This is a genomic window from Novosphingobium sp. EMRT-2, from assembly GCF_005145025.1.
In the GTDB taxonomy this organism is placed as follows: Bacteria; Pseudomonadota; Alphaproteobacteria; order Sphingomonadales; family Sphingomonadaceae; genus Novosphingobium.
In genome coordinates, this window is sequence record NZ_CP039699.1 from 78,250 (window position 1) to 98,927 (window position 20,678).

Consider the following 20,678-nt stretch of genomic DNA (forward strand, 5'->3'; position numbering starts at 1 on the left):
AAGCAGATCAGCAACCCAAGCCTGGAGCTCGCCACCCGCTCCTGTGCCATCACATCGCAATTACGCCAAAATCAGACGGTTCTTCGAGGTGTCCAGTTCGCTTCAATGAGCGACTGGCGATCCACCATTTGGCGCTGGTTTGCGCGGTAAGGTGTTGCAGGAAATCCCTGCCGACCCCGGCCTTGTGCAATTCTATGAGCCGCTTCGTCCGAATTGTGGTGGCCCAGGCTATCTGCCGGAAACTCCCCGACAGATCAGGTAGCTGGCATCCGCCAAGTTCCGCGACCGCGGCTTGGAGTCTCTCCTCCCGGACCCGAGCTTCACATTCCGCGCATCTCTGTCGGGATAGTCTTGCGGCTTCCTGGTCAAGATCCGCGGCAAAATGGCCAAGCACGTCATGAACCTGTGCATGGCCGCAAGAATGTCTGACGCTTACACCCATATGGCATTTCCCCTGTCGAAGACCCGGGGCATGCTGAAAGGAGCCGGTCGTGTGAAACAAATACTTTGAATCAATGGCGCCTTATTGATTCAAATTCCCTCACTGTGACTTAGCTGGCGCAGTACGTACCCATGTCAAACGGGACGCTGCCACAATCAAGCAGCAATCTTTTGGAGGTCCGGCGGCAGACGGCCTTCCGCCAGATGAAGTTGCAACGACGGCCAATCGGAAAAGCCCCATAAATCCGGTTCCTCGACACCCATAATCTTGTCGCCATCGAGACTGTCCTTGATGGTGACGATTTCGGGCGGACAGTAGCATTTGTCGCGCGTGGAATAGAAAGCGCAAGCCCGCGGCCGCGAATTGCGGCGTGCGTTGTCGAGCACCATGCCAAGCCGGTTGCTGCGCAATCGGACCAGCATGCCGACAGGGAACACACCGATGCTTTGCATGAAGACGAACAGCAGCTCCCGGTCAAAATGACCTTCCCAGCTCCACATGGCGGCGAGCGCTTCGGCAGGCGACCACGCCTTCTTGTACGCCCGATCCGACGTCAACGCGTCATAGACGTCGCAGATCGCGCCCAGTCTCGCCGCAAGGCTGATTTCGTCGCAGGACAGACCGAAGGGGTAGCCCTTTCCGTTGACCTTCTCGTGATGGTGCAGACAGACGTCGAGGGCGGCTTCCGACATCTCCGTAACCGCGGCTAGAAGCTGATGGCCCTGCCGGGGGTGGTCCTTGACCAGCGCGAATTCCTCGTCGGTCAGCCCGCCTTCCTTGTTCAACACCGGTTCGGGCACGCACATTTTCCCGATGTCGTGCAGCAGGCCCGCAAGGCCGAGATCGCGCGCGGTGTCGGCATCAAGGCCCAGCTGATGCGCGGCGTTGACCATGAGGGTGCATACCGCGACCGAATGCAGGTAGGTGTATTCGTCCTTGTTCTTCAGGCGAATGACATTGAGCAGGGCGTTCCTGTTGCTGGTCACGGACCGACTGATGTCGTCGACGATATCGACGACCTGCGTCACGTGCGGCGCCCGACCCAGCCTCGCGGCATGGAACACGCCTACCATGACCTGCTTCGAGCGCGATACAAGGCGTTCCGCCTTCTTGCGATCGGAAGCTCTCGTGTCGCTCCGGGGAGTATCCCAGTCGGGCAGGGGGGCACTCCAGGCGACAGCGCGCGGGGTGGCGCGATTTTGCCTGGCGGGCGCCTTTGTCGTCACGCTCTGATCGCTATCCCCGCTTTCCGGCGAAACACCGCGTTCGTCATCGATCAGGACATGGGAAACGCCCGAAGCGTGGATCTTCTCCACGTCCGAGCCGGTCTCGATCAGGAATTTCGAGCGCCAGAACGGGTGGAGGAACCATGACCCCCCGAAACCACATATAAACATGCCGATACGAACCTGGTCTCGTTCGATACGACGGATCATGGCGTCTGATGTCCCCGGATATGGCTGCGTCCTTGAGGCGCTCCGTAATGGAGGAATTTACCGGGACAGGGATTAAGTGAATCTTACCTCCTGAACGGGAACGGGGTTCTCGTCCGGGCGCGCTCCGACACAGGGAAGCAGGAAAGGAAAGAGGGGAAGGAGATCGGCGGCCGAGAGAGGCCGCACAGAAAGGTCCGCATCCCATGCTTCACGCACTTTCGTCCCCATCACAGCACTCCATTCGCCTCATTGCTGCAGCCAGGCAGCTTGCCGATCGCCTTTGTCCATCCTCGCGCATCGGGCGGGATGACCTCAACGCCGCGATGGTCGATGCCTTCGGCTGCTCGGCCTCCAGCGGTGCATGGACACAACGCGACAGCTTTGTTGCCGCCGAGATCGCGACGATCCTACGTTCACGCGAAACGGCCCTGCCGGAAGAAGGCGCGGCGTGCCTGATGGCACTGGATGCATTGGCAAGCCTGCTGCCGATCCAGACCGTCCGCAGCGAAGAGCAGATCGCTCACCAGCATTTCTCGACCCCGCTCTCGCTGGCATGGCTCGCCGCGCGGATGGCAATGATCGGGCCAGACGATAGCGTCCTCGAACCCAGCGCCGGGACCGGCATGCTCGCGCATTGGGCAGGGGAGGGGAGGGCGCTCCACCTCAACGAGCTTGATCCGGTCCGTGCAGAGATCCTGCGCCAACTGGACACCTCGAAGAACCGTCTGATTTTGGCGTAATTGCGATGTGATGGCACAGGAGCGGGTGGCGAGCTCCAGGCTTGGGTTGCTGATCTGCTTATTTTCTTGGCGGAGCCGGCTGCGTGGGCCGGTTTTTGGGTCACGCGGGCGCAGTACGCCCCTCAAGCCATGCGAGGCGCTGGAAGTTATAGGCAAGGTTGGCCATGCCGATCTTGATGCGGGCGCGGGCAATGCCGATGGTGCGCACGATCAGGCCCATGCGGTGCTTTTGCCCGGCAAAGACGTGTTCGACTGCCGAGCGGATGGCCGATCGCTTCGCATTGGCTCTGGCGACACGCTCGGGCATGGCACGGCGGTTCGGTTTGCGCTGGTGGATGTGGCTCTTGAACATGCCCCTCTCGAGAAAGGTTTCGTTTTTCTTCGACCGGTAGGCGGTATCAGCCCAGACGCCCGAACCGGTGTTGTTCGTGCTGATCAGGTCAGGCAACCGGGCGCCGTCATGGGCATTGGCGGCACTGGCATCCCAGGTCCGGATCAACCCGTGAGCCCGGTCGATGCCGATGTGGTTCTTGTAGCCGAACATCGGGATGGCGAGATCGACCGGCTTGAAGGCCTTGGGATCGGCACCCTCCTTCACCTTGGCCTTGGTGTACTTCACGCTCCAGCGGGCATCGCGATCCTTCTGACGGAGCCGGGCTGGCTTTGCCTTCCATGCCTCCGGGATCCGGCCGTCCTTGATCGCTGCCTTCTCCTCGTCGGTGTTCCGCTGCTTGGGGGCAGGCACAACGGTAGCATCGATGATCTGGCCGCCCATGGCGAGATAGCCCCGGTCGGTCAGTGCGGCATCGAAGCGGGCGAAGAGCTTGTCGATTGCCTTGGCTTGCACCAAGCGCTCGCGGAACAGCCACACCGTCGTTGCATCCGGCACCGTGCCATCGAGCCCAAGGCCCAGGAAGCGCTGGAACGACAAGCGATCCTTGATCTGGAATTCCGTCGCTTCGTCCGAAAGCGAATAGAGCGCCTGCAGCACCAGAATTTTGAACATCATCACCGGGTCAAACGGCGGCCGCCCGCCTTTGCCACGAACACTGCGGCGCAGAGCGGCGATCAATGGCCCCCGGAAAACCTCAAAGTCGACCACCCCGGACAGACGCTCCAACGGATCACCCGCTGCGCTCAAGGCCTCGTACCGGTTCGAAAGATCAAAGAAACCGGGCTGTCCCGCCATCATCGCCTCCGCTCATCCGCAAGGGCAGTGAATCAGGTCAGGCCGACAAGCGCCAGAGTTTTTCGAACCCTCCAACTGTTCCTGACCGCTTCCGTCACAACCCATGATGCCGCCGCGATCCGGCAACTTGGCATTCGCCCAAGCGTCGTCCTGATGAACCCACCGTTCGCACGCAACGCCGCCGGCAAGGACGACCCGCTTGCCGCCGCGCGCCACATCGCTGCGGCGCTTGCCGCGCTGCGCCCCGGCGGGCGGCTCGTCGCGATCATGCCCGATGGCTTTTCCGGACAAGGGCGCAAGGCCGAAGTCTTTGCCCGCGCCCTGCAGGGCTCCACTGTCGCGGCGCATTTCCGTATCGAGGATGCCTTCCGCAGCCATGGCACGCGCGTTGCCATCCGCCTGCTGGCGATCGACAAGGTTCCGGGCAACCTCAACACGACTGTCGTCCAGCGTCCAAAACTCGGTGACCTGCTTGCCTTCGTGACCGCTATGCCGCCGCGCGCGGTTTGTCCCGCTGACGACGTTTGCGCGACAGCGTCTGTACCGATCCCTGAGCGCGCGGGGCAGGGCAAAAGCCTCTTCAAGGCCTTCGGCAGGCGGGCCTCGGCACCCGTTTCGGTGCCGGTGGCCGACCGCTGCCCATCGGCGGATGCGCCGAACTGGGTCGACGTACAATGGAAACCCGTGGCGGCCCATGGCCCTGACGTCGCCACGACGGATGTCTATGCCGCCTGGCGGCCCCAGCGGATCGCGTTCGAAGGCGCCGCAGACCATCCCGCCGCTCTTGTCGAAAGCGCGGCCATGGCCTCGGTCCTGCCGCCGCTGCCTGCCTATGTGCCCCGGCTTCCCCGGTCGGTCATGGAGAACCAGGTTCTTTCCGCGGCCCAGCTCGAGACGGTCACCCATGCGCTCGATGCCACGTCGCGCGATTTGCCCGGCCGCTATGCCGTGCCGGAAAAGGGGCTCGAACTTGTCCCGCATGCCGAAGGCCAGATCTACCGGCAGGGCTTCTTCCTCGGTGACGGCACCGGGGCGGGGAAGGGGCGTCAGCTTGCCGGTATCCTGATGGATCAATGGCTGCGCGGGAACCGCCGCCACATCTGGCTGTCCGAGAACGCCAGCCTGCAGGTCGATGCGATACGCGACTGGGAAGCGCTGGGAGGCATGGCCCTCGACATCCAGTCCATGGCGAAGTTCCGGCCCGACGCCCGGATCACGCTCAGCGAGGGTATCCTGTTCCTGAGCTATGCCACGCTGCGCAATGCATCGGGTGGCAAGACCCGGTTGCAGCAGCTGCTCGAATGGTGCGGACCCGACTTCGAGGGATGCATCCTGTTCGACGAGGCGCATGCCATGGGCGGCGTCGCCGGCGGGGAAGGGCGGTTTGGCGCCACCAAGGGATCGCTGCAGGGCCTCGCCGGCGTCGAACTGCAGAACCGCCTGCCCCGCGCCCGCGTGGTCTATGCCTCGGCGACCGGCGCCACGGACATCAACAACCTCGCCTACGCCGTCCGTCTCGGCCTGTGGGGGGAGGGGACGCAGTTTCCCGACCGGACATCGTTTACCGCGCGGATCCGCGAAGGCGGCATTGCCGCCATGGAACTGGTCGCACGAGAGCTGAAAGCGATGGGCGTCTATACCGCCCGCTCGTTGTCCTACGCCGGCGTCGAATACGATATCCTCGAACACGCGCTCACGCCCGTCCAGATCGCGGACTTCGATGCCTGGAGCGAAGCCTGGTCGGTGATCCACCGGAACATGGAATCGGCGCTCGCCGCCTCCGGCGTCACCGATCCGCTCGAGGGCAGGACGCTCAATGGCCCGGCGCTCGCCGCCGCGCGCAGCCGGTTCCAGTCCTCGGTCCAGCGCTTCTTCGGCCAGCTGCTGCTCGCCATGAAGCTGCCCACCCTGTTGCCGGCGATCCAGTCCGCGCTGGACAATGGCATGTCCGCGGTCGTCCAGTTGGTCTCGACCTCCGAAGCCCTGCTCGACCGGCGGCTTGCCGATCTCGATGCGCAAGAGCGGGCGGAGCTTGCCATCGATCTCAGTCCCAGGGAACTTTGCCTTTCCTACCTGCAGAACGCGTTCCCGACGCGGGCGATGGAAAGCTATGTTGACGAAGACGGCAATATGTTCTCGCGCCCCATATCGGATGCCGATGGCCATCCCGTTCATTGTGCCGATGCGCTGCGCCTGCGCGACGACATGATCGAGATGCTCGGCGCGCTCCCGCCGATCGCGCCGGCGCTCGACGCCATCATCACCCGCTTCGGCGCCGACGCTGTGGCCGAGGTGACCGGGCGGACCCGGCGCCTGCTGACGCTGCCCGACGGTTCCCAGAAGCTGCAGTCACGCTCGGCAGCCGCCGGCGTTGCCGATGCCAACCTGTTCATGGCCGGCAGCAAGCGCATCCTGGTCTTTTCCGATGCGGGCGGGACCGGGCGATCCTACCACGCGAGCCTGGCGGCGGCCAACCAGCAGCGCCGCGTCCATTTCCTGCTCGAGCCCGGATGGCGCGCCGACAAGGCGATCCAGGGCCTTGGCCGCACCAATCGCACCCACCAGGCCTCGGCGCCGATCTTCCGTCCGGTCACCACCGATTGCCGGGGCGAACGCCGCTTCATCTCGACGATCGCCCGCCGGCTCGACGCGCTCGGCGCCCTGACCCGCGGGCAGCGCCAGACCGGTGGGCAGAACCTGTTCGACCCGGCGGACAACCTCGAATCCGAGTACGCGAGGGAAGCCCTGCTGCAGTGGTATCGGCTGCTGCATGCCGGCAAGCTGACCTCCTGCCAGTTCGCGTCGTTCTGCGAGCGCACCGGGCTGCGTCTCGAACACGAAGGCAGCCTGGTCGACAACCTTCCTCCCATCCAGCGCTGGCTCAACCGCATCCTGGCGCTGCCGATCGCCCTGCAGAACGCCATCTTCGACGAGTTCCTCGGCCTGGTCGAAGCGCGGATCGAGGCGGCCCGCAAGGCGGGCACGTTCGATGCCGGCGTCGAGACGGTCGTGGCCGACCGGCTGACCGTCGCCGAGCGGCGCACGCTGCTCGAACGCGATGGCGCCGCGATCACCGAGCTGCTCACCATCGAGGCGCAATGGGCGGTGCGTTGTCCGGACATTGCCGGGATCATGGAGCGGGCAAGGAGGGCAGGGGGCTCGGCCCGCTTCCTGCGCAACGGCCGCTCGGGCAAGGTCGCCCTGCTGGTGCGAACCCGTTCCCGTCTTACGGATGACGGCCTCTCGATTAGCTGCTACGCGCTCCATCGTCCCGGTGGCCGCAGCGTGATCACCGATCCCGATCTTGCCGAAAGCCACTGGGACGACCTGTCGGCGGAGAGCTTCGCCCGGCTCTGGCAGGCCGAGTGTGCGGATCTCGAGGCCCGGCCCCAGACCGAGCGGTTCTTCCTCGCCACCGGTCGCCTGCTGCCGATCTGGAACCTGCTGGGCGACGAAGCGCAGGTGCGACGCCTGGTGACGCAGGACGGGCGCTCGCTGCTTGGCCGCATCGTTCCGGCCGGGACCGTCAATGCCTTGCTCGACAAGCTGGGCCTGGGCGGCGCCGTCCAGCTCACCACCCAGGAAATCGTCGAGGCCGCGCTGTCCGGAAAGGTCGTGCCGATCGATGCGCGGCAGGGCCTGTCGCTCAGGCGTTCGCGGGTCAACGGCGAGGCCCGTCTCGAGATCCTGGGCTTCGAGGCCCGGGCGCTCCCCGCCTTGAAGGCGAAAGGGTGCTTCACCGAGATCATTCAGTTCCGCACGCGCCTCTTCCTGCCGGTCAACGATGCCGACCGTATTGTCGGGGAGATCGCTGCATGAGTGGCTTTCGCTGCCAGGTCTGCGGCCGGCGCAAAGCCCTGCGCAAGGACGGCACCGTCGTGCATCATTGTGCCAGAGGACCGCGCTGTCCCGGCAGCGGCTATCCGCCGATCGAGCACGATGACGCGCGGCTCATCGCCTATGCCGCCGCAATCGAACGGGCGTTTCGCAAAGCCTGCGAGGCCGTGCGGCGTCTCGAGGAGCAGCGCGCCAACCGGATCGATCCCGCGCTCATCATCCGGCGCGGGCTGCTCGCCGGCCAGAGCGTGCGGATCGGCCGACGCCTGCGCCGGCATCGCGACTGGCCCGAACGCTACCGCCGCTCCATCGCCCGGCAGATGGAGCGCCATGGTTATGCCTGGGCCGATCCGCCGCCGGTGTACCTGGTGGAGCGGGGCGAGGCACTATGAGCGCCTGCTTGTACGCATCCGAGCCATGGTCGGAACCATTTGCATCGTGCATCGTTACGCGATACAGTTGCTCATGATCCTCAGCTTCCGCCACAAGGGAATCGAAGCCTTCTATCATTCGGGAACAACGCGGGGAATTCAGGCGGCGCATGCAAAGAAGCTCCGGAATATCCTGGCGATGCTCGATGTGGCGGCAAGACCCGAAGACATGAATCTGCCGTCTTTCAGGTTACACCCCCTGAAGGGGGATATGAAGGGCTTCTGGTCGATCTGGGTCAACGGCAACTGGCGCGTGACGTTTCGATTTGTGGGCGCCGATACGGAACTGGTCGATTATCAGGATTACCATTGAGGCAATGACGATGATGCACAATCCCCCGCACCCCGGCGAACTCTTGCGCGATGAAGTCATCGGAGCGCTGGATCTTTCGGTTACCGAGGCGGCAAGCCGTCTCGCCATGTCGCGCGTTGCGCTGTCGCGTGTTCTGAACGGCAAGGCCGGGATCAGCCCCGATCTTGCGGTCAGGCTCGAGCAGGCAGGCGCCAGCACCGCCCGGGCATGGCTGGCCATGCAGGCGAATTATGACCTGTGGTGCGCGATGCAGCACAAGCAGCCGCCGGTACGCCGCCTGCAGGATGCCACAGATGAAACAGGAACCGCCGACGCGTATGGACATGCATGACGATGTCGGCAGAGCCTATGTGCATGACTTCGTCACGCAACTGTATCGCGTGCCGGCGGATGCCGATGCACTCTATGTGCTGATGCACCTGATAGAGGTTCTCCATAAGGCCGGCGATATTCTTCCCGATGATGCACGCGATCACCTTCTGATTGCAGGCGCTGCGGCGATCGCGATCGCCAAGGACCTTGATTGAGGCAGTAGGGTAGGGCTGTTGCCGGCATATCCCGCGCCCGCCTGTGGCGGCCGCGACCAAGAGGAGGGGGAAGGCGAGGGGGCGAGGCCCCCTGGGAGCGGAAAGAGCCCCTTGATCCGGGCCTCGCGAAGAAACGCGAGTACCTGCCATGATCACGACCACGATTCCCTTCGCCAAGCTGCGCGGCTCGGATGCCAATGTCCGCAAGAGCAGCACCTATGCCGCCGCCGGAATTGCAGCGCTGGCCGCCTCGATCGAGGGCCACGGCCTGCTGCAGCCACTGATCGTCTCGCCGTCGCGCGGGCGCAAGAGCCTGTTCGACGTCCATGCCGGCGGCCGCCGCCTGGCGGCGCTCGCCCTGCTGGTCGAGGCCGGCAAGCTCGGGAAGGACCATCCCGTCGAGGTCCGGCTGTGCGAGGACGAGGACGCCGCCGCGCGCGAACTGAGCCTTGCCGAGAACCTGCTGCACGAGCCGATGACCGCGGCCGAGGAATGCACCGCCTATCGCGACATCATCGCCGAGGGCGCCAGCGCCGAGGATGTCGCGCGCCGCTTCGGCGTCACCGTGCGCCATGTCCATGGCCGCATGCGGCTTGCCGAACTTGCCGAGCCGATCTTCGCGGCGCTCGCCGAAGGGACGATCACGCTCGATGTCGCCATGGCCTACGGCGCCACCAGCGACCGTGCCGCGCAGCTCTCCGCGTGGGAGCGCTATTCGGACAGCTGGGCCGCGGACAATCCGCAGGCGATCCGCCGCGCCATTGCGGAGACTGGCCTGTCGGGACGCGATCCGCTGGCGCTGCTGGTCGGGGAGAGCGAGTACCAGGCCGCTGGCGGACGGATCGAGCGCGATCTCTTCGCGGCCGAAGGCGAGGGCACCTGGATCGATGCGGACATTGCCCGTGACCTCGCCATGAAGAAGCTGACCTTCGAGGCCGAGGTGGCGCAGCTCGCCACGAAACTTGCGTGGGTGAAGCCCGTCGCCGCGACCCGCGTCCCCTATGACGACACCCGCGACCTGCAGGGCTACTTCCCGGACCATGCCGAACCCTCGCCCGAGGCGCAGGATCGCATGGCCGAGATCGAGCGCCGGCACGAGGAAATCGAGGAAGAAATCGAACAGACCGAGGACGAAGACGCGGCGCAGGCGTTGTACGACGAACAGGAGCGCCTCTCGGCGGAATACGATGCCCTGCGCAAGACCGACGTCATCATTCCGGACGAGGATCGGGAGCATGTGGGCACCTTCCTCGTGATCGGCCAGGACGGCACGCCGGAACTGGTCGACCGGTATTACACAGCAGCCAAGTGCGTCCGGTCCGACAGCGCGCAGGCGGACACCGGGGAAGAGGCCGGCGACAGCGCGAGCGATGCGATCGATCCCGAGGAAGAGCAGGCCGGCCTCCTCGACGCATTGCCGCGCGGTCTCGAGGAACAGCTGGCGAAGGATCGCCGCGACATCCTCGCGCTCCACATCGCCCATGATCCCGCGCTGGCGCTCGACCTGGCGATCTTCAGCCTCGCGCGCGACCAGGCGGGGCATTTCGGGTACAGCGACACCGGCTGCTCGATCCGGATCACCGACCGGTTCGAGCCGGCGGGCCTCAAGGACATTCCGCCGAGTGGCGCGCGCGAGCAGCTCGAGCAGGTCCGGGTTGGCCTGCCCAACGACTGGGCGCTGATCGAGGACAGCTTCGCTTCGTTCCTCGCCTTCCGCGCGCTCGACGAGGACACCCGCGCCAGCTGGCTTGCCTATGCTGTCAGCCAGAGCCTGCAGGCGAGCCTTGCGAGCGGCGAGCGGAACAAGCCCTTCCAGTCCGGTCTCGGCGTCCTGCTGGGCATAGATGTGGCGCGGCACTGGCGTCCGGGAGCGGAGAGCTTCTTCGACCGGCTGAAGAAGAGGCAAATCCTCGGCGTCCTCGGCGAGATCGATCCGGCAATGCCCGGCCGCTACGCGCTTGCCAAGAAGAGCGAACTCGCCAGCGCCGCCACGAAGCTGTGTTCGGGCGACGCCATTGTCGAGCCGGCGATCCGCGAGCGGGCGCTGCGCTGGGTGCCGGAGCAGCTCGCCTTCGTACCGCCGGTGTCCGCGGACGATACTAGCGTCGGGGACGGCGACGAGGCATCTGCCGACATCGCTGGTGAGGAGGAAGTGCCTGCCGGTGAAGACGAACACGAGGACGATGAAGCGGACGCCCTGGTCGCGGACTTCGCCCGGGCAGCCTGACCGCGGCCATCCTGCGTACCACAAAGGCCCGGTGTCCGCTTCGGCGCGGCGCCGGGCTTCGATCTTTCAGGAACGATCCCGTGACCGATACAATGACCGATGCGTGCGCCGGCGCGCTTGTCGCGCTTGCGCGCGCCGCCGGGGACGACGGCCTTTCGCCTGCCGACGAAGTCCGGATCGACGAACTGGTCGCCGAGGCCGCGGCTGCCGCCTGGTACTGCGCCTTTGAACCCTCGCGCGATTGTCTGACCCTCAAGCAGGGCAACGCCATCGCGGAGGTGATCCTTGACGCCCATGCCAGCTGCGAGGATGTCCATGCAGCGCTGGCGACCTCGTCGCTGTTCCCCCGAAACGAAGTCTGGCCCGCCGCGCGCGAGGCGGCGCACGATCTGGTCCGCCGCTATGACGAGTATCTGCAGGACCTCACGCGCCGTGAACATGCCGCGTTGCTATCGGAACTCGCCTGCCGGATCGAACCGCTGCTGGCCGATGCCGATACATCGACTCCGGGCGATGCCCTCTCCAGCTGCGATCGTGCCGAAGTGCTGTTCGTCCTGTCGCCCAAGGGCAAGCATCCGTTGGACGCCAGCATTACCAGCCACCGGCCCTGGCCCGAATTTGCCGAAATGTATGTCACCGAAGATCTCGTCCATGCCCTGGCCGCGCTTGGCTACACCCTCGGCGACTATCGCAAGGCCAGCGGCAATGGCCATGCATCGGAGCGGCCCCGCGGCAAGGTCCTTATCGGCAGGCCGGACTTCCCGCGCCGCCCGACACCGTTGTGCAGTCTCGAGGCCGTTCGCGAAATGGTCGACAATGCCTGCTCCACGAACTTTCTCTTCGTGCTCTACGCCATGGTTCCGATCGCGCAGCTGATCGATCTCGATCCCGCCAGGCCGGTCACCTTCAGCCGGGCGGCGATCGCGACCTGGGATCCGTGGAACGGTACGTTCCACGATGCTGTCAGCGTGCCCGCGGTCACCGTCACGCCGGCCATGGGTACGCTGATGTCTCCGGCGCGCTGGTATTCACCGGATCACATCTGTGGGTTGGTGCATAGCTGGTACACCGCCGATATCGGCCAGGGCGGGGAAGGGGGCTGTGAATTGAATACCTCAGCCTGCGGCAGGGGGTAATCCAAGCCACGCGTCGAATTTCTCGCCCAATCGGTTCCAGAGCCTAACGACAGGGTCTGTTTCAAACAGGATCCTTAGTTCAGCATCCCTCATTTTAGCCAGTGCTGAACGCAGCCCGGCTCCGGCATGTGCGAGACGTCGAATGTGTTCTCGGTCTACGGTGCCGTCCGATTCTTGAAAGTTGCCGCCCGTTAATTCAATGAGCAAGGTCTCGAACCGTTTTTGGGCCTCTATGCGACTCTCGTGGACCAGTTCGGGATGTGGGCCCAATATCACAGGCATAGATGATCGAAGCTCGCGGTCACCTAGAATTACCTTAGCCTCTTGTAGGCCTTTACGATCAGATGGTGGGGTGGCGAAGTAGTCGATGGCCGCTTCCACCGCCCTTCGGACGTCTTCCCGCGTGACTTCAAAAAGTTTGGTTATATTGTCTCGGCGAGCACGTCGAGCCTCTGAACGCCTATTTACCCAGAGCGAGACAAGAAAGCTGACCAGTGCCGGCGTGATCCACGCTGACAGAAACCCCGCCAAAGTCAGTGAGGCCCGGATGCGGCTTCAGCGAATCGCCACGCAAGCGACGGGTACGCGTCAAGCTCAGGGTCGGAATGCTGAAATCTCACAAGGTTTTTGAGGACGGCTAAGTCAAAGCCTTCGCGGACGAGCCCGCCAAAAACTTCCTCAAGAAAAGACGAGGGAAGCCCCTCCACCCCGTCGATGTCCAGCACAATGGAAACACCACGGGTTAGCTTTGGCCTCAACACATCCTCTCGGAATGCTTCACCTGTAAAAGGCCCATCATTCCGCTTCCTGCCCGCCGGGAACGGCGAGAAGTCATTTGCGATCGAGATCGTCATCACGTCAGTCACGCAGCCCAATCTCCCACTCAATCAATGTCCCAAAGAAAGGGGCCTTACGCGTCACCCCTGATACTACACCGCCGGCCTCGTAGGAAACGCTTCCTCGCTCGCTCGTAATCCTCAGAAATCCATTACCCAGTTTGTCAATCCACGCTGTCATTTCTGCCAGGCCCTTACCTCTACCCTTCTCGCCGGTCGAGGTCCGGCCCACATCCAAGGCAGCTGCAATAAGTTTATGGGCAGCTCGCTCAGGGTGGAGCCTGTCGATTCCAAGTTTGCTCAACACATCCGACCAATGCTCAGATCTGGGAAGCGTTGCCGGAATGCCAACCCCCTGATCATAGAGTTGAAGCGAAACGACGTTCGTCTCGCTGTTCCACGCACCCGCTGCCCACCACTGCCCCGTCGCTTTGGTGGGCCAAATGCCGATGTGTCGGGGATAAGCATGACGGGTGTTTGCAATGGCCTCCGAGATCGCTTCGTAGACAGTCGTTCGAGGACCAATCTTCTTGCCGCACAACTGCTCAACCCGATCCCTCAATTTAGCCCCGATTTCGCCTTTTACCGATCGACCGCGGACAAAGCGCACGGCCTGTAAGGCTCCATTCGTGCTTCCTTCTTCTGCGATTTGAGGCTCGATCCCGAGCAGCTCGAAAAGCCCCGCTTGGCGGAAGTAGGATCGTACTGCTGGGTCCCATTCGGCGTCCAATGAATGAGGTTTCACGCCCGTTACCAACCGTCTCCGATCAAGTTCAGCTGCGAGCACCAAGCCAGCGCCAGGCGCGATGGTCTTTAGCGCGCTGAAGTCGGTGAAATGAATCAACTTCGTGCCTGTCTCAGGATGTACCACGGGCTGGGTGATTGAACGCCCCCTGATATCCATAAGGAACGCGAGCGTTTCGTCATAATTTTCCGCTAGATCGAAATTCGCTGGCGGTCGGAGGACGCAACAGCCCGGTCGCTTATCGTATATCACCTGAGGGGCTGGCAGCAGGCGCTTTGCGGCTTCAAACCGCTCTTTGGCAGCAAGTCGAATCGCGCTGAGCTTACCCGGAAATCGGACTGAATTTTGCCTGATGCGTCGGCGTGCACGGCGGATATGGCGAAGTTTCTGCTTCGTGGTGAGTTTCCGCAACAGCCCGCCTTTCCTGGTTCCTCGCGGTGAGCCGCTTACCCTGCTCGGCCGCGCTCGTCCACGACCCGCTGATCACCTTCCCGGCCGCACACGGCCGACATCGGGACTCGGAGAGGGGAGCAACCGTCTATGCGGCAGCCCATTGCTGTTTGTTTCGGATCATGGCGTTGAGAGCTGTGATGAGTTTTCGCATGATCGCAACGAGGGCGACTTTTGCTGGTTTTCCGGCGTTTTTCAGATTGTGGTATGCGGCGGCCATTGTGGTGTTGCGCCGACTTGCGACGAGGGCGGCCATATAGAGTGCATCGCGGGGAGGTTTGCGCCCTCCGGCGATGCGTCGCTTGACCCTGAAGGCCCCGCTTTCGCAATCGAAAGGCGCGACGCCGACGAGCGATGCGGCCTGTCGGGCGCTCATTGCACCGAGTTCCGGCATGAACGCGAGGAGCGTTGCCGCGGTTGTCGGCCCGACGCCTGGCACCGAGCGCATGATTGCGTTGCGCTCGGCAAGTTCGGGGTGATCCGCGATCAGGCGTGCGATCTCTGCTTCAACCAGCGCGATCTCGGCTGACAGCCGTTTGATCCGCTGTGCAGCGATCGGCCTGAGCAGCGCGCTGGCAGTCTGCTCGGCCTGGTTGGCGCAGCGGGTGCGCTCCTCGCACAGCTGGCGGCGTGCCGTGACGAGTTCGCCGAGCATGGCGCGGGCAGGATCGTGGACCACCTCGCGCTGGGGCAGCGCAGCGCAGAAATGCGCGATCGCTGCAGCATCGATCCTGTCGTTCTTGGCCAGAATCCCGGCAGCGCGGGCGAACTGGCGCACGCGCATCGGGTTGACGCGTCGAGCGGGCAGGTCTGCCTCGCATAGAGCCGTCAGCAGAGCGCGTTCATAACCACCCGAAGCCTCGAAGCCGACTGCGTGGGGTCTGACGCGGCGAAGCCACCGGATCAAGGCTCGCAAGCCATCCCGGTCGTTGGCAAAAGCGCAGGCCTCATTCTGCGGCCACAGACAGACATCAAGCCGCGCCTTGCTGACATCGATACCGACAAATTGATCGTGCTGTGCCATATCTCCGTTCCCATCCTTGCGTGTGCGGGGTCAACGCCCCGTGCAACCGTTCGGGTTGATGAAGATCCGTCCGGGCCCAAGCTCCCCAGCGGGCTGCTACGACCAAGGGGGACACGGGCTCGCGAACGGGCGGGAGGCTCCGCTAGCGGAGCCTCCCGCAATCGCATCATGCACCAATTTCAAGATACAAGTGGGGATGGGAAGGGCGAGCCTGCGGGCTCGCTTGCAGAGGAGAATCCCCATGGCATCGTCCCACCGCGCGCCGGCGCGTTCCGATATCTACGCCACCGTCACCGCCCAGCTTGTCGCCGCGATCGAGGCCGGCGCCGGGGAATGGCGAATGCCCTGGCACCACACGGGTGCGCCCACCATGCGCCCCGCCAATGTGATGGGCAGGCGTTATGCCGGGATCAACCGCCTGGTGCTGTGGGCCACGGCCGAGGCGCACGGCTATACCTCGGGTACGTTCGGCACCTACCAGCAGTGGAAAGGCATCGGTGGGCAAGTCCGCAAGGGTGAGAGCGGCGCCCATGTCGTGCTGTGGAAGCGGATCGAGTCCCGGAACGGCGATGTGCATGCCGGTTCCGATGCCGACACGGATACGGGCGACGAAGGCCGCGGCCGCGCCCGCTGCTTCGCCCGCTCGTTCGTTGTCTTCAACCGCGACCAGGTCGACCTCGAGGATGCGGGCGCGGTTCGCGAAGCGCCGCCGGTCGATACCAGCATCGCCGAAGCCCTGGCCTTTCTGTCCCGCGCCGGCATCCCGATCGAATACGGTCTGCACGACGCCCACTACCGTGCCGATATCGACAAGGTGTTCATGCCCGAACGCACCGCGTTCGACAGCGACCTCGACCTGGTGTCGACGCTGGCCCACGAGATAGCCCACGGCTCGGGCCACGCCGCCCGTCTCGCCCGCGAAACCTTGCGCGACTACCACAAGGAACGCAGCATCCGCGCGAGGGAAGAACTCGTGGCGGAGATCTGCAGCGCCATGATCATGGCGGACCTCGGCCTTGCCTGCACGCCGAGGCCCGACCATGCCGCGTACCTTGCCTCGTGGTTATCGATCCTGCGCCATGATGTCCGCGCGATCTTCACCGCCGCCGCGCAGGCGCAGGCCGCCGCCGACTGGATCCATGCCGCGGCCAGCGCCGGGCAGGGTGACGAGCTGGGTGGCGGGCACGACGATGTCCCACCTCTCGCCATTGCGGCCTGAGGAGACACCATCATGGGTTCGCCCCTTCGCTATCCCGCCGGCGCGTCCGTCGCCTATCATGCTCTCGATGCGGCCGATGCGACCACATGGATGAGCGATCATGCCCGGCTCGTCGAGGACGTGCGTGTCCGCGCCCGCGCGGCATTCCCCTCGTTCGACCCGATCGATTGCTGGCGCGATTGCAACGCGCGGGTGATCCTGCGCAACGCCTTCGCCGATATCGGCGTGACCACCGACGATGGGCTTGTCGCCATCTGGATGGCGCGGCGTACCGATCGGGAATTCCGGCTCCGCTGCGAATAGAGCGACACGGGCCAAGTGGCACGCGCCTGGCTCGCGCGGTCCGCCGTGACGTTCGCGACCATATTCGGCGCGCCTGACGCCGTCGGTATCACCTCGTCCGCTCTGCCACTGGCGGCCTGACGAACCCCGTTCACCGGAGACATCCCGATGACCATGATCACCCGCGGCGCGTGGCGCGCCGGCCCCTTGCGTCCCGGTTCCGCCTCGTGGCCATTCGACTGGGAGGCCGACATCACCACGATCGATCCGGTATGCCGGCGACACCAGTATGTCGGCCGCTTCGTCCAGGCCGGCGGCCGCCCGATCGGCGAGGCGCAGGCCAACCTCAGCGCGGTTGCGCTGATCCCCGAGATGGTTCGCCTGTTGCAGGCCGTCGCCGGCGTGATCGCGATGAGCGATCCCGATGACGAGGCCTTCGCGGACAGCGCGGCCGACTGCCTCGAGGCCCTGCTGAAGCATACGGATGCCTTGCGGTCCGTGCTTCGGGCGCTTGGGGGAGGGGCAGGACGGTGACCGCCGTTATCGGTCACCGCAGCGCCATGAAGAGGGCCGTCGGACTTTACTGTGCGGTTTGGGGCGGTCGATCGGCCCACCGCGATCCCCCTCATTCTGAACACGAAACCGGATCGCCACCGATCCAGCACGAGGTATTGTCATGAACGGGATGTATCTGGCCTATCGCTGCCCACTCTGCGGCAGCGAGGAATGCGGCAACGACGCCAATGCCGGTTGGGATGTGGTCACGCAAAGCAGCGTGCTGCTCGGCGCGTTCGACAACGAGTGGTGCAATGCCTGTGGAGATGTAAGGCTGGAAGAATTCACCATCACCGATCCCGTGCGGATCGCCGTCATCGACCAGCAGCGCGCCCGCCTTGTGGTCGAGGGCGCGGCGCACGATCTGCTTGCCGCAGCGCGGGACGCCCTTGCCGCGCTCTGCGACCAGAGCACCGCGCGGCGCAAGGGCTACGACGTCCTCGCACACGACCGGCTGCTTGCCGCGATCGCGCTGGCCGAAGGCCGGAGCGCGCCATGATCGAGACCATGCTGGCGCTCTCCACCGCGCACTTGCGCGAGGAAACCTGCAACGACTGGTTGCATCGCGCGCCTTTCGCCGTCTTCGAGAAGGGGGCTTACGGGTGGTTCGTTTCCATACCCCAGGACGATCCTGCCGATCTGCCTGCGGACCTTGCCGAATGCTTCGCCCAGGCACGGGGGCTTGGCTGCGACTGGCTGATGTTCGATCGCGACGCCGACACGCTCACCATCCTGCCGACCTACGATTGGTGAGGACGCCCGGCGCCACGGTGCGGATAAAGCAGAGGGGGGAAGGGGAGTGGCGAGCCATTCCGCTCGCCAGAAAGTCCAACCTCCCATGCTCAGCGACAACGAACGCTTCGCCTTCATTCCCAGTCGCATTCACAGCTTTGCCAGTACCGGGAACGCCTATGACGCGACCCAGACCGACGAGGGGATTGGGAGCGGCGACACCCTGCTTATCCTGCCCGAGGGTGTGGTCGGCGTTGCCCATTGCTGGCCCTTTGCGGTCACGCAGGCGACGGGCAATCTCCACGGCGTTCAGCCCAGGGCGCACGAGACGCTGGGTGAATTCGCCGCCGCCTTCAACGTGACCCCTGACGACGTCGCGGCCGCCATCGCGCTCACCCATGCGCTCGGCTTCGTCCTCGATCCGGCGCTGGCCGCGCTTGGCGTTCCCGCCGTCTGAAACCCTCTACCGGGAGAACCATCATGCTTGCCCCCATCCCGCCGGCGGGTGCGCCCACGCGCGTCGAACAGATCGCCCGGCTCAACGACCGCGCCCGGCTTGGCCTCGACAAGTCCGCGCGCATCGTCATCACCCGCAATTGCGTCGCGACGCTGGGGCCGCTCGAGGGGCCGGTCGCAATCCTCAACCAGGCTCGCATCCTCACCGCGATGCGCCGCTGCACCTTCAGCGTTGACAGTCCCGAGCGCGATCTCGGCGTGTTCGCGCTCGATGGGCACACCATCTGGGTGAAGGTGGATTATTTCGACAAGGCTCTCGCATACGGATCGGACGATCCCGCTGACGCCACCGTGACCACGCGGGTGGTCACCGTTCTCCTGCCGGCGGATTGGTGATGGCCACCGTCGAAACCTCGGGGCCGTTCGATCCGCGGAAGGCCGGGGCGTGGATTGCCCGGGGCAGGCCGCCGGCGGAGGCGGTGCAGCTCGCCGTTATCTGGCGGCGCTTTCCGGACCTGCCCGCGGGCGCCGAACCAGAGGCTCGGATGCAGCGCCTGCGGGAACGCGTCGGCGCAATGCGACCCTTGAACGACGCCATCGCGCGTCGGAACGCGCAGGAGCGGGAGCGCCGCAACTTCGCCTTCACCGCCTCCAGGCTTGCCGCCGGACAGGGTGACGGTCGCGATCGGGCCATTCTCGCCGGGCGGGACATCCATGGCTTCGCCTGGATGGCGGCGGTCCGATATGCCGATGGGCTCCATGCCGCGCGGTCGGGATGGCCCTATGCGCCGTATTGCACTGGGTCGGAACGCGACGCCTACGATCACGGCTTCCGCGAAGGGGGGGCGACCGCGAGGATCTCTTCGACACCGCCCGCAGGGCGCTGCGCGTTGCCGCACCACAGCGGGAGCCGATGCCAGTCCTATCCTCTCGCCCCTTGCCGAGCACATGGCCGAAGCCCGACGATGCTTGCCGGCCCGCGCCCTGGTCGCGTCGTCTCGTGATCTTCGGCGCGGCCGAAGCCGGGCTGGCCGCACCCACCAACAACCGCGCTGTACTGCTACCGCCGTTGCTGGCGCACGAGGGAGGGGACGGCGCGGCGGTTCTGGTCGTCGTTGGCGATGTCCTGTGCGCATTGGATGACGTGCGCGCAGCGGCAACCTGGCCACCGCCGCCGGCGAACCTGAATTCCCTGTTTGCCGGACGTGACTTCTCCGACATCCTTGTCGCGGCCCAGGGCGCGGATCTCGCGGTGATCGATGCCCACGCGCCTTTCCTCCCGCTTGCCCGCCATCAGGAGCGATTGCGCCATACCCTGCCGCTGCAGCGGACGCAGTTCGCCCGCTGGCTCGAGCGCGGTCTCTGTCCCGGGGAGACCCGCGCGGCGGGACATATCCGCTGGGGGAAGGCCATCCATGGGCTGGTGGCCCGCCTTGGCGAATTGACCGCGACCTGTACTGGCAAGGATGCCCACGGGCATCGGATCGTCATCACGTTGACCACGACCGGGGAACCGGCACGGGACTATGTCGCCGGCGACGGCGCCGCGCTCGAGCCCGTGTTCCATGTCAGCAACCGCAAGGCAGTTCGTGGGGCCATGACGCTGGCGTTGCGACGTTTTGCAGGAGGCACTCGGCTAGCCCCCCATCACTCATGCAAACGGGAGGAAGCTGACGTGGACCTATATTTGCCCACGTCGGCGCTGATCGGGCAGGGCCATCACCGACCCTTGGTCGGGGCAGGGGCAAATTCTCTTGCCAGCCAGGCGCGTGCGCGGCACGCAGCGCCAAACGGGAAGCGAACATGACAGGCAATCTTGCGACATACGACAACGCCTGGCGCGTGGCCGCTTCCATGGCCGATGATCATGATCGCGATTACGCGCTGGTCCGCACCGGCAATCCCGGCCGGCCCTATCTGGTCGAGGAACTGGCAGGGCAACCCGGCGTCGTGGCGATCCTCTGTTCCGATCCCGCCGTAGCCCAGCGCTGGGTCAGCGAGGTGGAAAGGATATGAAGCCCGCGCGGTTCTCCGTGCTTGTGACGCTGGTCCTGCTGACTGGCGGTTGTCACCGCGCTTCCATGGCCGGGGGCGAGCCTTG

The 20,678-nt window shown here is 64.8% G+C and carries 23 protein-coding genes; 18 read left to right on the plus strand and 5 right to left on the minus strand.

Annotated features, from left to right (window positions below):
- Positions 1-597: 597 nt before the first annotated feature.
- On the minus strand, positions 598-1,878 hold the full coding sequence (locus FA702_RS21950; RefSeq protein WP_136958171.1) for an HD-GYP domain-containing protein: 1,281 nt from the start codon (positions 1,876-1,878) through the stop codon (positions 598-600).
- Between the two features lie 203 nt (positions 1,879-2,081).
- On the opposite strand from FA702_RS21950, the gene FA702_RS21955 reads away from it, so the two are divergent.
- A complete protein-coding gene (locus tag FA702_RS21955; RefSeq protein WP_136958172.1) occupies positions 2,082-2,618 on the plus strand; it encodes a hypothetical protein in 537 nt (178 codons plus the stop codon).
- A gap of 100 nt (positions 2,619-2,718) precedes the next feature.
- Here FA702_RS21955 and FA702_RS21960 read toward each other — a convergent pair whose 3' ends face one another.
- Positions 2,719-3,807: an IS5 family transposase gene (locus FA702_RS21960; protein WP_136957250.1), complete on the minus strand. Its 1,089-nt coding sequence runs from the start codon at positions 3,805-3,807 to the stop codon at positions 2,719-2,721.
- Positions 3,808-3,960: 153 nt separating this feature from the next.
- On the opposite strand from FA702_RS21960, the gene FA702_RS21965 reads away from it, so the two are divergent.
- The 7 genes from FA702_RS21965 to FA702_RS21995 all read left to right on the plus strand — a co-directional run bounded on the left by FA702_RS21965 (position 3,961) and on the right by FA702_RS21995 (position 12,278).
- Complete coding sequence (locus FA702_RS21965) at positions 3,961-7,626, plus strand: strawberry notch family protein (protein WP_136958173.1); 3,666 nt, start codon at positions 3,961-3,963, stop codon at positions 7,624-7,626.
- Positions 7,623-8,036 carry a hypothetical protein gene (locus FA702_RS21970; RefSeq protein ID WP_136958174.1) on the plus strand — a complete coding sequence of 138 codons (414 nt, stop codon included), beginning with the start codon at positions 7,623-7,625 and terminating at the stop codon, positions 8,034-8,036. Before FA702_RS21965 ends, FA702_RS21970 begins: the two co-directional genes overlap by 4 nt.
- A 73-nt stretch (positions 8,037-8,109) precedes the next feature.
- Complete coding sequence (locus tag FA702_RS21975; RefSeq protein ID WP_136958231.1) at positions 8,110-8,388, plus strand: type II toxin-antitoxin system RelE/ParE family toxin; 279 nt, start codon at positions 8,110-8,112, stop codon at positions 8,386-8,388.
- Positions 8,389-8,398: 10 nt separating this feature from the next.
- A complete protein-coding gene (locus tag FA702_RS21980) occupies positions 8,399-8,719 on the plus strand; it encodes a HigA family addiction module antitoxin (protein ID WP_136958175.1) in 321 nt (106 codons plus the stop codon).
- The gene (locus FA702_RS21985) at positions 8,682-8,915 is read left to right on the plus strand and encodes a hypothetical protein (protein ID WP_136958176.1); all 234 of its coding nucleotides are present in this window, start codon (positions 8,682-8,684) and stop codon (positions 8,913-8,915) included. Before FA702_RS21980 ends, FA702_RS21985 begins: the two co-directional genes overlap by 38 nt.
- A 148-nt stretch (positions 8,916-9,063) precedes the next feature.
- Positions 9,064-11,142 (plus strand): ParB N-terminal domain-containing protein, encoded by a 2,079-nt coding sequence (locus FA702_RS21990; protein WP_136958177.1) that lies wholly within the window; start codon positions 9,064-9,066, stop codon positions 11,140-11,142.
- 80 nt (positions 11,143-11,222) lie between these two features.
- Positions 11,223-12,278 carry a hypothetical protein gene (locus tag FA702_RS21995; protein WP_136958178.1) on the plus strand — a complete coding sequence of 352 codons (1,056 nt, stop codon included), beginning with the start codon at positions 11,223-11,225 and terminating at the stop codon, positions 12,276-12,278.
- 533 nt (positions 12,279-12,811) lie between these two features.
- On the opposite strand, the gene FA702_RS22000 is transcribed toward FA702_RS21995, so the two are convergent.
- From FA702_RS22000 to FA702_RS22010, 3 genes are all read right to left on the minus strand, one after another.
- On the minus strand, positions 12,812-13,144 hold the full coding sequence (locus tag FA702_RS22000) for an STAS-like domain-containing protein (protein ID WP_255504939.1): 333 nt from the start codon (positions 13,142-13,144) through the stop codon (positions 12,812-12,814).
- Positions 13,137-14,270: a hypothetical protein gene (locus FA702_RS22005; protein WP_136958179.1), complete on the minus strand. Its 1,134-nt coding sequence runs from the start codon at positions 14,268-14,270 to the stop codon at positions 13,137-13,139. Before FA702_RS22005 ends, FA702_RS22000 begins: the two co-directional genes overlap by 8 nt.
- A gap of 127 nt (positions 14,271-14,397) precedes the next feature.
- Complete coding sequence (locus tag FA702_RS22010; RefSeq protein WP_136958180.1) at positions 14,398-15,333, minus strand: IS110 family transposase; 936 nt, start codon at positions 15,331-15,333, stop codon at positions 14,398-14,400.
- Positions 15,334-15,574: 241 nt separating this feature from the next.
- On the opposite strand from FA702_RS22010, the gene FA702_RS22015 reads away from it, so the two are divergent.
- From FA702_RS22015 to FA702_RS22055, 10 genes are all read left to right on the plus strand, one after another.
- Positions 15,575-16,552, plus strand: coding sequence for an ArdC family protein (locus FA702_RS22015; RefSeq protein ID WP_136958181.1), 978 nt, complete (start codon positions 15,575-15,577; stop codon positions 16,550-16,552).
- 12 nt (positions 16,553-16,564) lie between these two features.
- On the plus strand, positions 16,565-16,855 hold the full coding sequence (locus tag FA702_RS22020) for a hypothetical protein (protein ID WP_136958182.1): 291 nt from the start codon (positions 16,565-16,567) through the stop codon (positions 16,853-16,855).
- Between the two features lie 147 nt (positions 16,856-17,002).
- A complete protein-coding gene (locus FA702_RS22025) occupies positions 17,003-17,368 on the plus strand; it encodes a hypothetical protein (protein ID WP_136958183.1) in 366 nt (121 codons plus the stop codon).
- A gap of 142 nt (positions 17,369-17,510) precedes the next feature.
- Positions 17,511-17,888 carry a hypothetical protein gene (locus tag FA702_RS22030; protein ID WP_136958184.1) on the plus strand — a complete coding sequence of 126 codons (378 nt, stop codon included), beginning with the start codon at positions 17,511-17,513 and terminating at the stop codon, positions 17,886-17,888.
- Positions 17,885-18,142 (plus strand): hypothetical protein, encoded by a 258-nt coding sequence (locus FA702_RS22035; RefSeq protein WP_136958185.1) that lies wholly within the window; start codon positions 17,885-17,887, stop codon positions 18,140-18,142. Before FA702_RS22030 ends, FA702_RS22035 begins: the two co-directional genes overlap by 4 nt.
- A gap of 85 nt (positions 18,143-18,227) precedes the next feature.
- Entirely contained in the window at positions 18,228-18,578 is a 351-nt protein-coding gene (locus FA702_RS22040; RefSeq protein ID WP_136958186.1) for a hypothetical protein, read from the plus strand.
- 23 nt (positions 18,579-18,601) lie between these two features.
- Positions 18,602-18,973: a DUF3768 domain-containing protein gene (locus FA702_RS22045; RefSeq protein ID WP_136958187.1), complete on the plus strand. Its 372-nt coding sequence runs from the start codon at positions 18,602-18,604 to the stop codon at positions 18,971-18,973.
- Positions 18,973-19,581, plus strand: a complete 609-nt coding sequence (locus FA702_RS23035) for a hypothetical protein (protein WP_210417683.1) — start codon at positions 18,973-18,975, stop codon at positions 19,579-19,581. The genes FA702_RS22045 and FA702_RS23035 overlap by 1 nt, the downstream gene beginning before the upstream one ends.
- Positions 19,578-20,384, plus strand: coding sequence for a hypothetical protein (locus FA702_RS23040; protein ID WP_210417684.1), 807 nt, complete (start codon positions 19,578-19,580; stop codon positions 20,382-20,384). Before FA702_RS23035 ends, FA702_RS23040 begins: the two co-directional genes overlap by 4 nt.
- The gene (locus FA702_RS22055) at positions 20,381-20,593 is read left to right on the plus strand and encodes a hypothetical protein (RefSeq protein WP_136958188.1); all 213 of its coding nucleotides are present in this window, start codon (positions 20,381-20,383) and stop codon (positions 20,591-20,593) included. The genes FA702_RS23040 and FA702_RS22055 overlap by 4 nt, the downstream gene beginning before the upstream one ends.
- Positions 20,594-20,678: the final 85 nt, after the last annotated feature.

Coding starts and splice junctions, on each gene's coding strand:
- FA702_RS22045 (WP_136958187.1), top strand. CDS start 18,602: ATGCTTGCCCCCATCCCGCCGGCGGGTGCGCCCACGCGCGTCGAACAG.
- FA702_RS21950 (WP_136958171.1), bottom strand. CDS start 1,878: ATGATCCGTCGTATCGAACGAGACCAGGTTCGTATCGGCATGTTTATA.
- FA702_RS22015 (WP_136958181.1), top strand. CDS start 15,575: ATGGCATCGTCCCACCGCGCGCCGGCGCGTTCCGATATCTACGCCACC.
- FA702_RS22025 (WP_136958183.1), top strand. CDS start 17,003: ATGACCATGATCACCCGCGGCGCGTGGCGCGCCGGCCCCTTGCGTCCC.
- FA702_RS21955 (WP_136958172.1), top strand. CDS start 2,082: ATGCTTCACGCACTTTCGTCCCCATCACAGCACTCCATTCGCCTCATT.
- FA702_RS21970 (WP_136958174.1), top strand. CDS start 7,623: ATGAGTGGCTTTCGCTGCCAGGTCTGCGGCCGGCGCAAAGCCCTGCGC.
- FA702_RS21985 (WP_136958176.1), top strand. CDS start 8,682: ATGAAACAGGAACCGCCGACGCGTATGGACATGCATGACGATGTCGGC.
- FA702_RS21980 (WP_136958175.1), top strand. CDS start 8,399: ATGATGCACAATCCCCCGCACCCCGGCGAACTCTTGCGCGATGAAGTC.
- FA702_RS22035 (WP_136958185.1), top strand. CDS start 17,885: ATGATCGAGACCATGCTGGCGCTCTCCACCGCGCACTTGCGCGAGGAA.
- FA702_RS22055 (WP_136958188.1), top strand. CDS start 20,381: ATGACAGGCAATCTTGCGACATACGACAACGCCTGGCGCGTGGCCGCT.
- FA702_RS21990 (WP_136958177.1), top strand. CDS start 9,064: ATGATCACGACCACGATTCCCTTCGCCAAGCTGCGCGGCTCGGATGCC.
- FA702_RS22020 (WP_136958182.1), top strand. CDS start 16,565: ATGGGTTCGCCCCTTCGCTATCCCGCCGGCGCGTCCGTCGCCTATCAT.
- FA702_RS23035 (WP_210417683.1), top strand. CDS start 18,973: ATGGCCACCGTCGAAACCTCGGGGCCGTTCGATCCGCGGAAGGCCGGG.
- FA702_RS22010 (WP_136958180.1), bottom strand. CDS start 15,333: ATGGCACAGCACGATCAATTTGTCGGTATCGATGTCAGCAAGGCGCGG.
- FA702_RS22030 (WP_136958184.1), top strand. CDS start 17,511: ATGAACGGGATGTATCTGGCCTATCGCTGCCCACTCTGCGGCAGCGAG.
- FA702_RS22040 (WP_136958186.1), top strand. CDS start 18,228: ATGCTCAGCGACAACGAACGCTTCGCCTTCATTCCCAGTCGCATTCAC.
- FA702_RS21965 (WP_136958173.1), top strand. CDS start 3,961: ATGAACCCACCGTTCGCACGCAACGCCGCCGGCAAGGACGACCCGCTT.
- FA702_RS21975 (WP_136958231.1), top strand. CDS start 8,110: ATGATCCTCAGCTTCCGCCACAAGGGAATCGAAGCCTTCTATCATTCG.
- FA702_RS21960 (WP_136957250.1), bottom strand. CDS start 3,807: ATGGCGGGACAGCCCGGTTTCTTTGATCTTTCGAACCGGTACGAGGCC.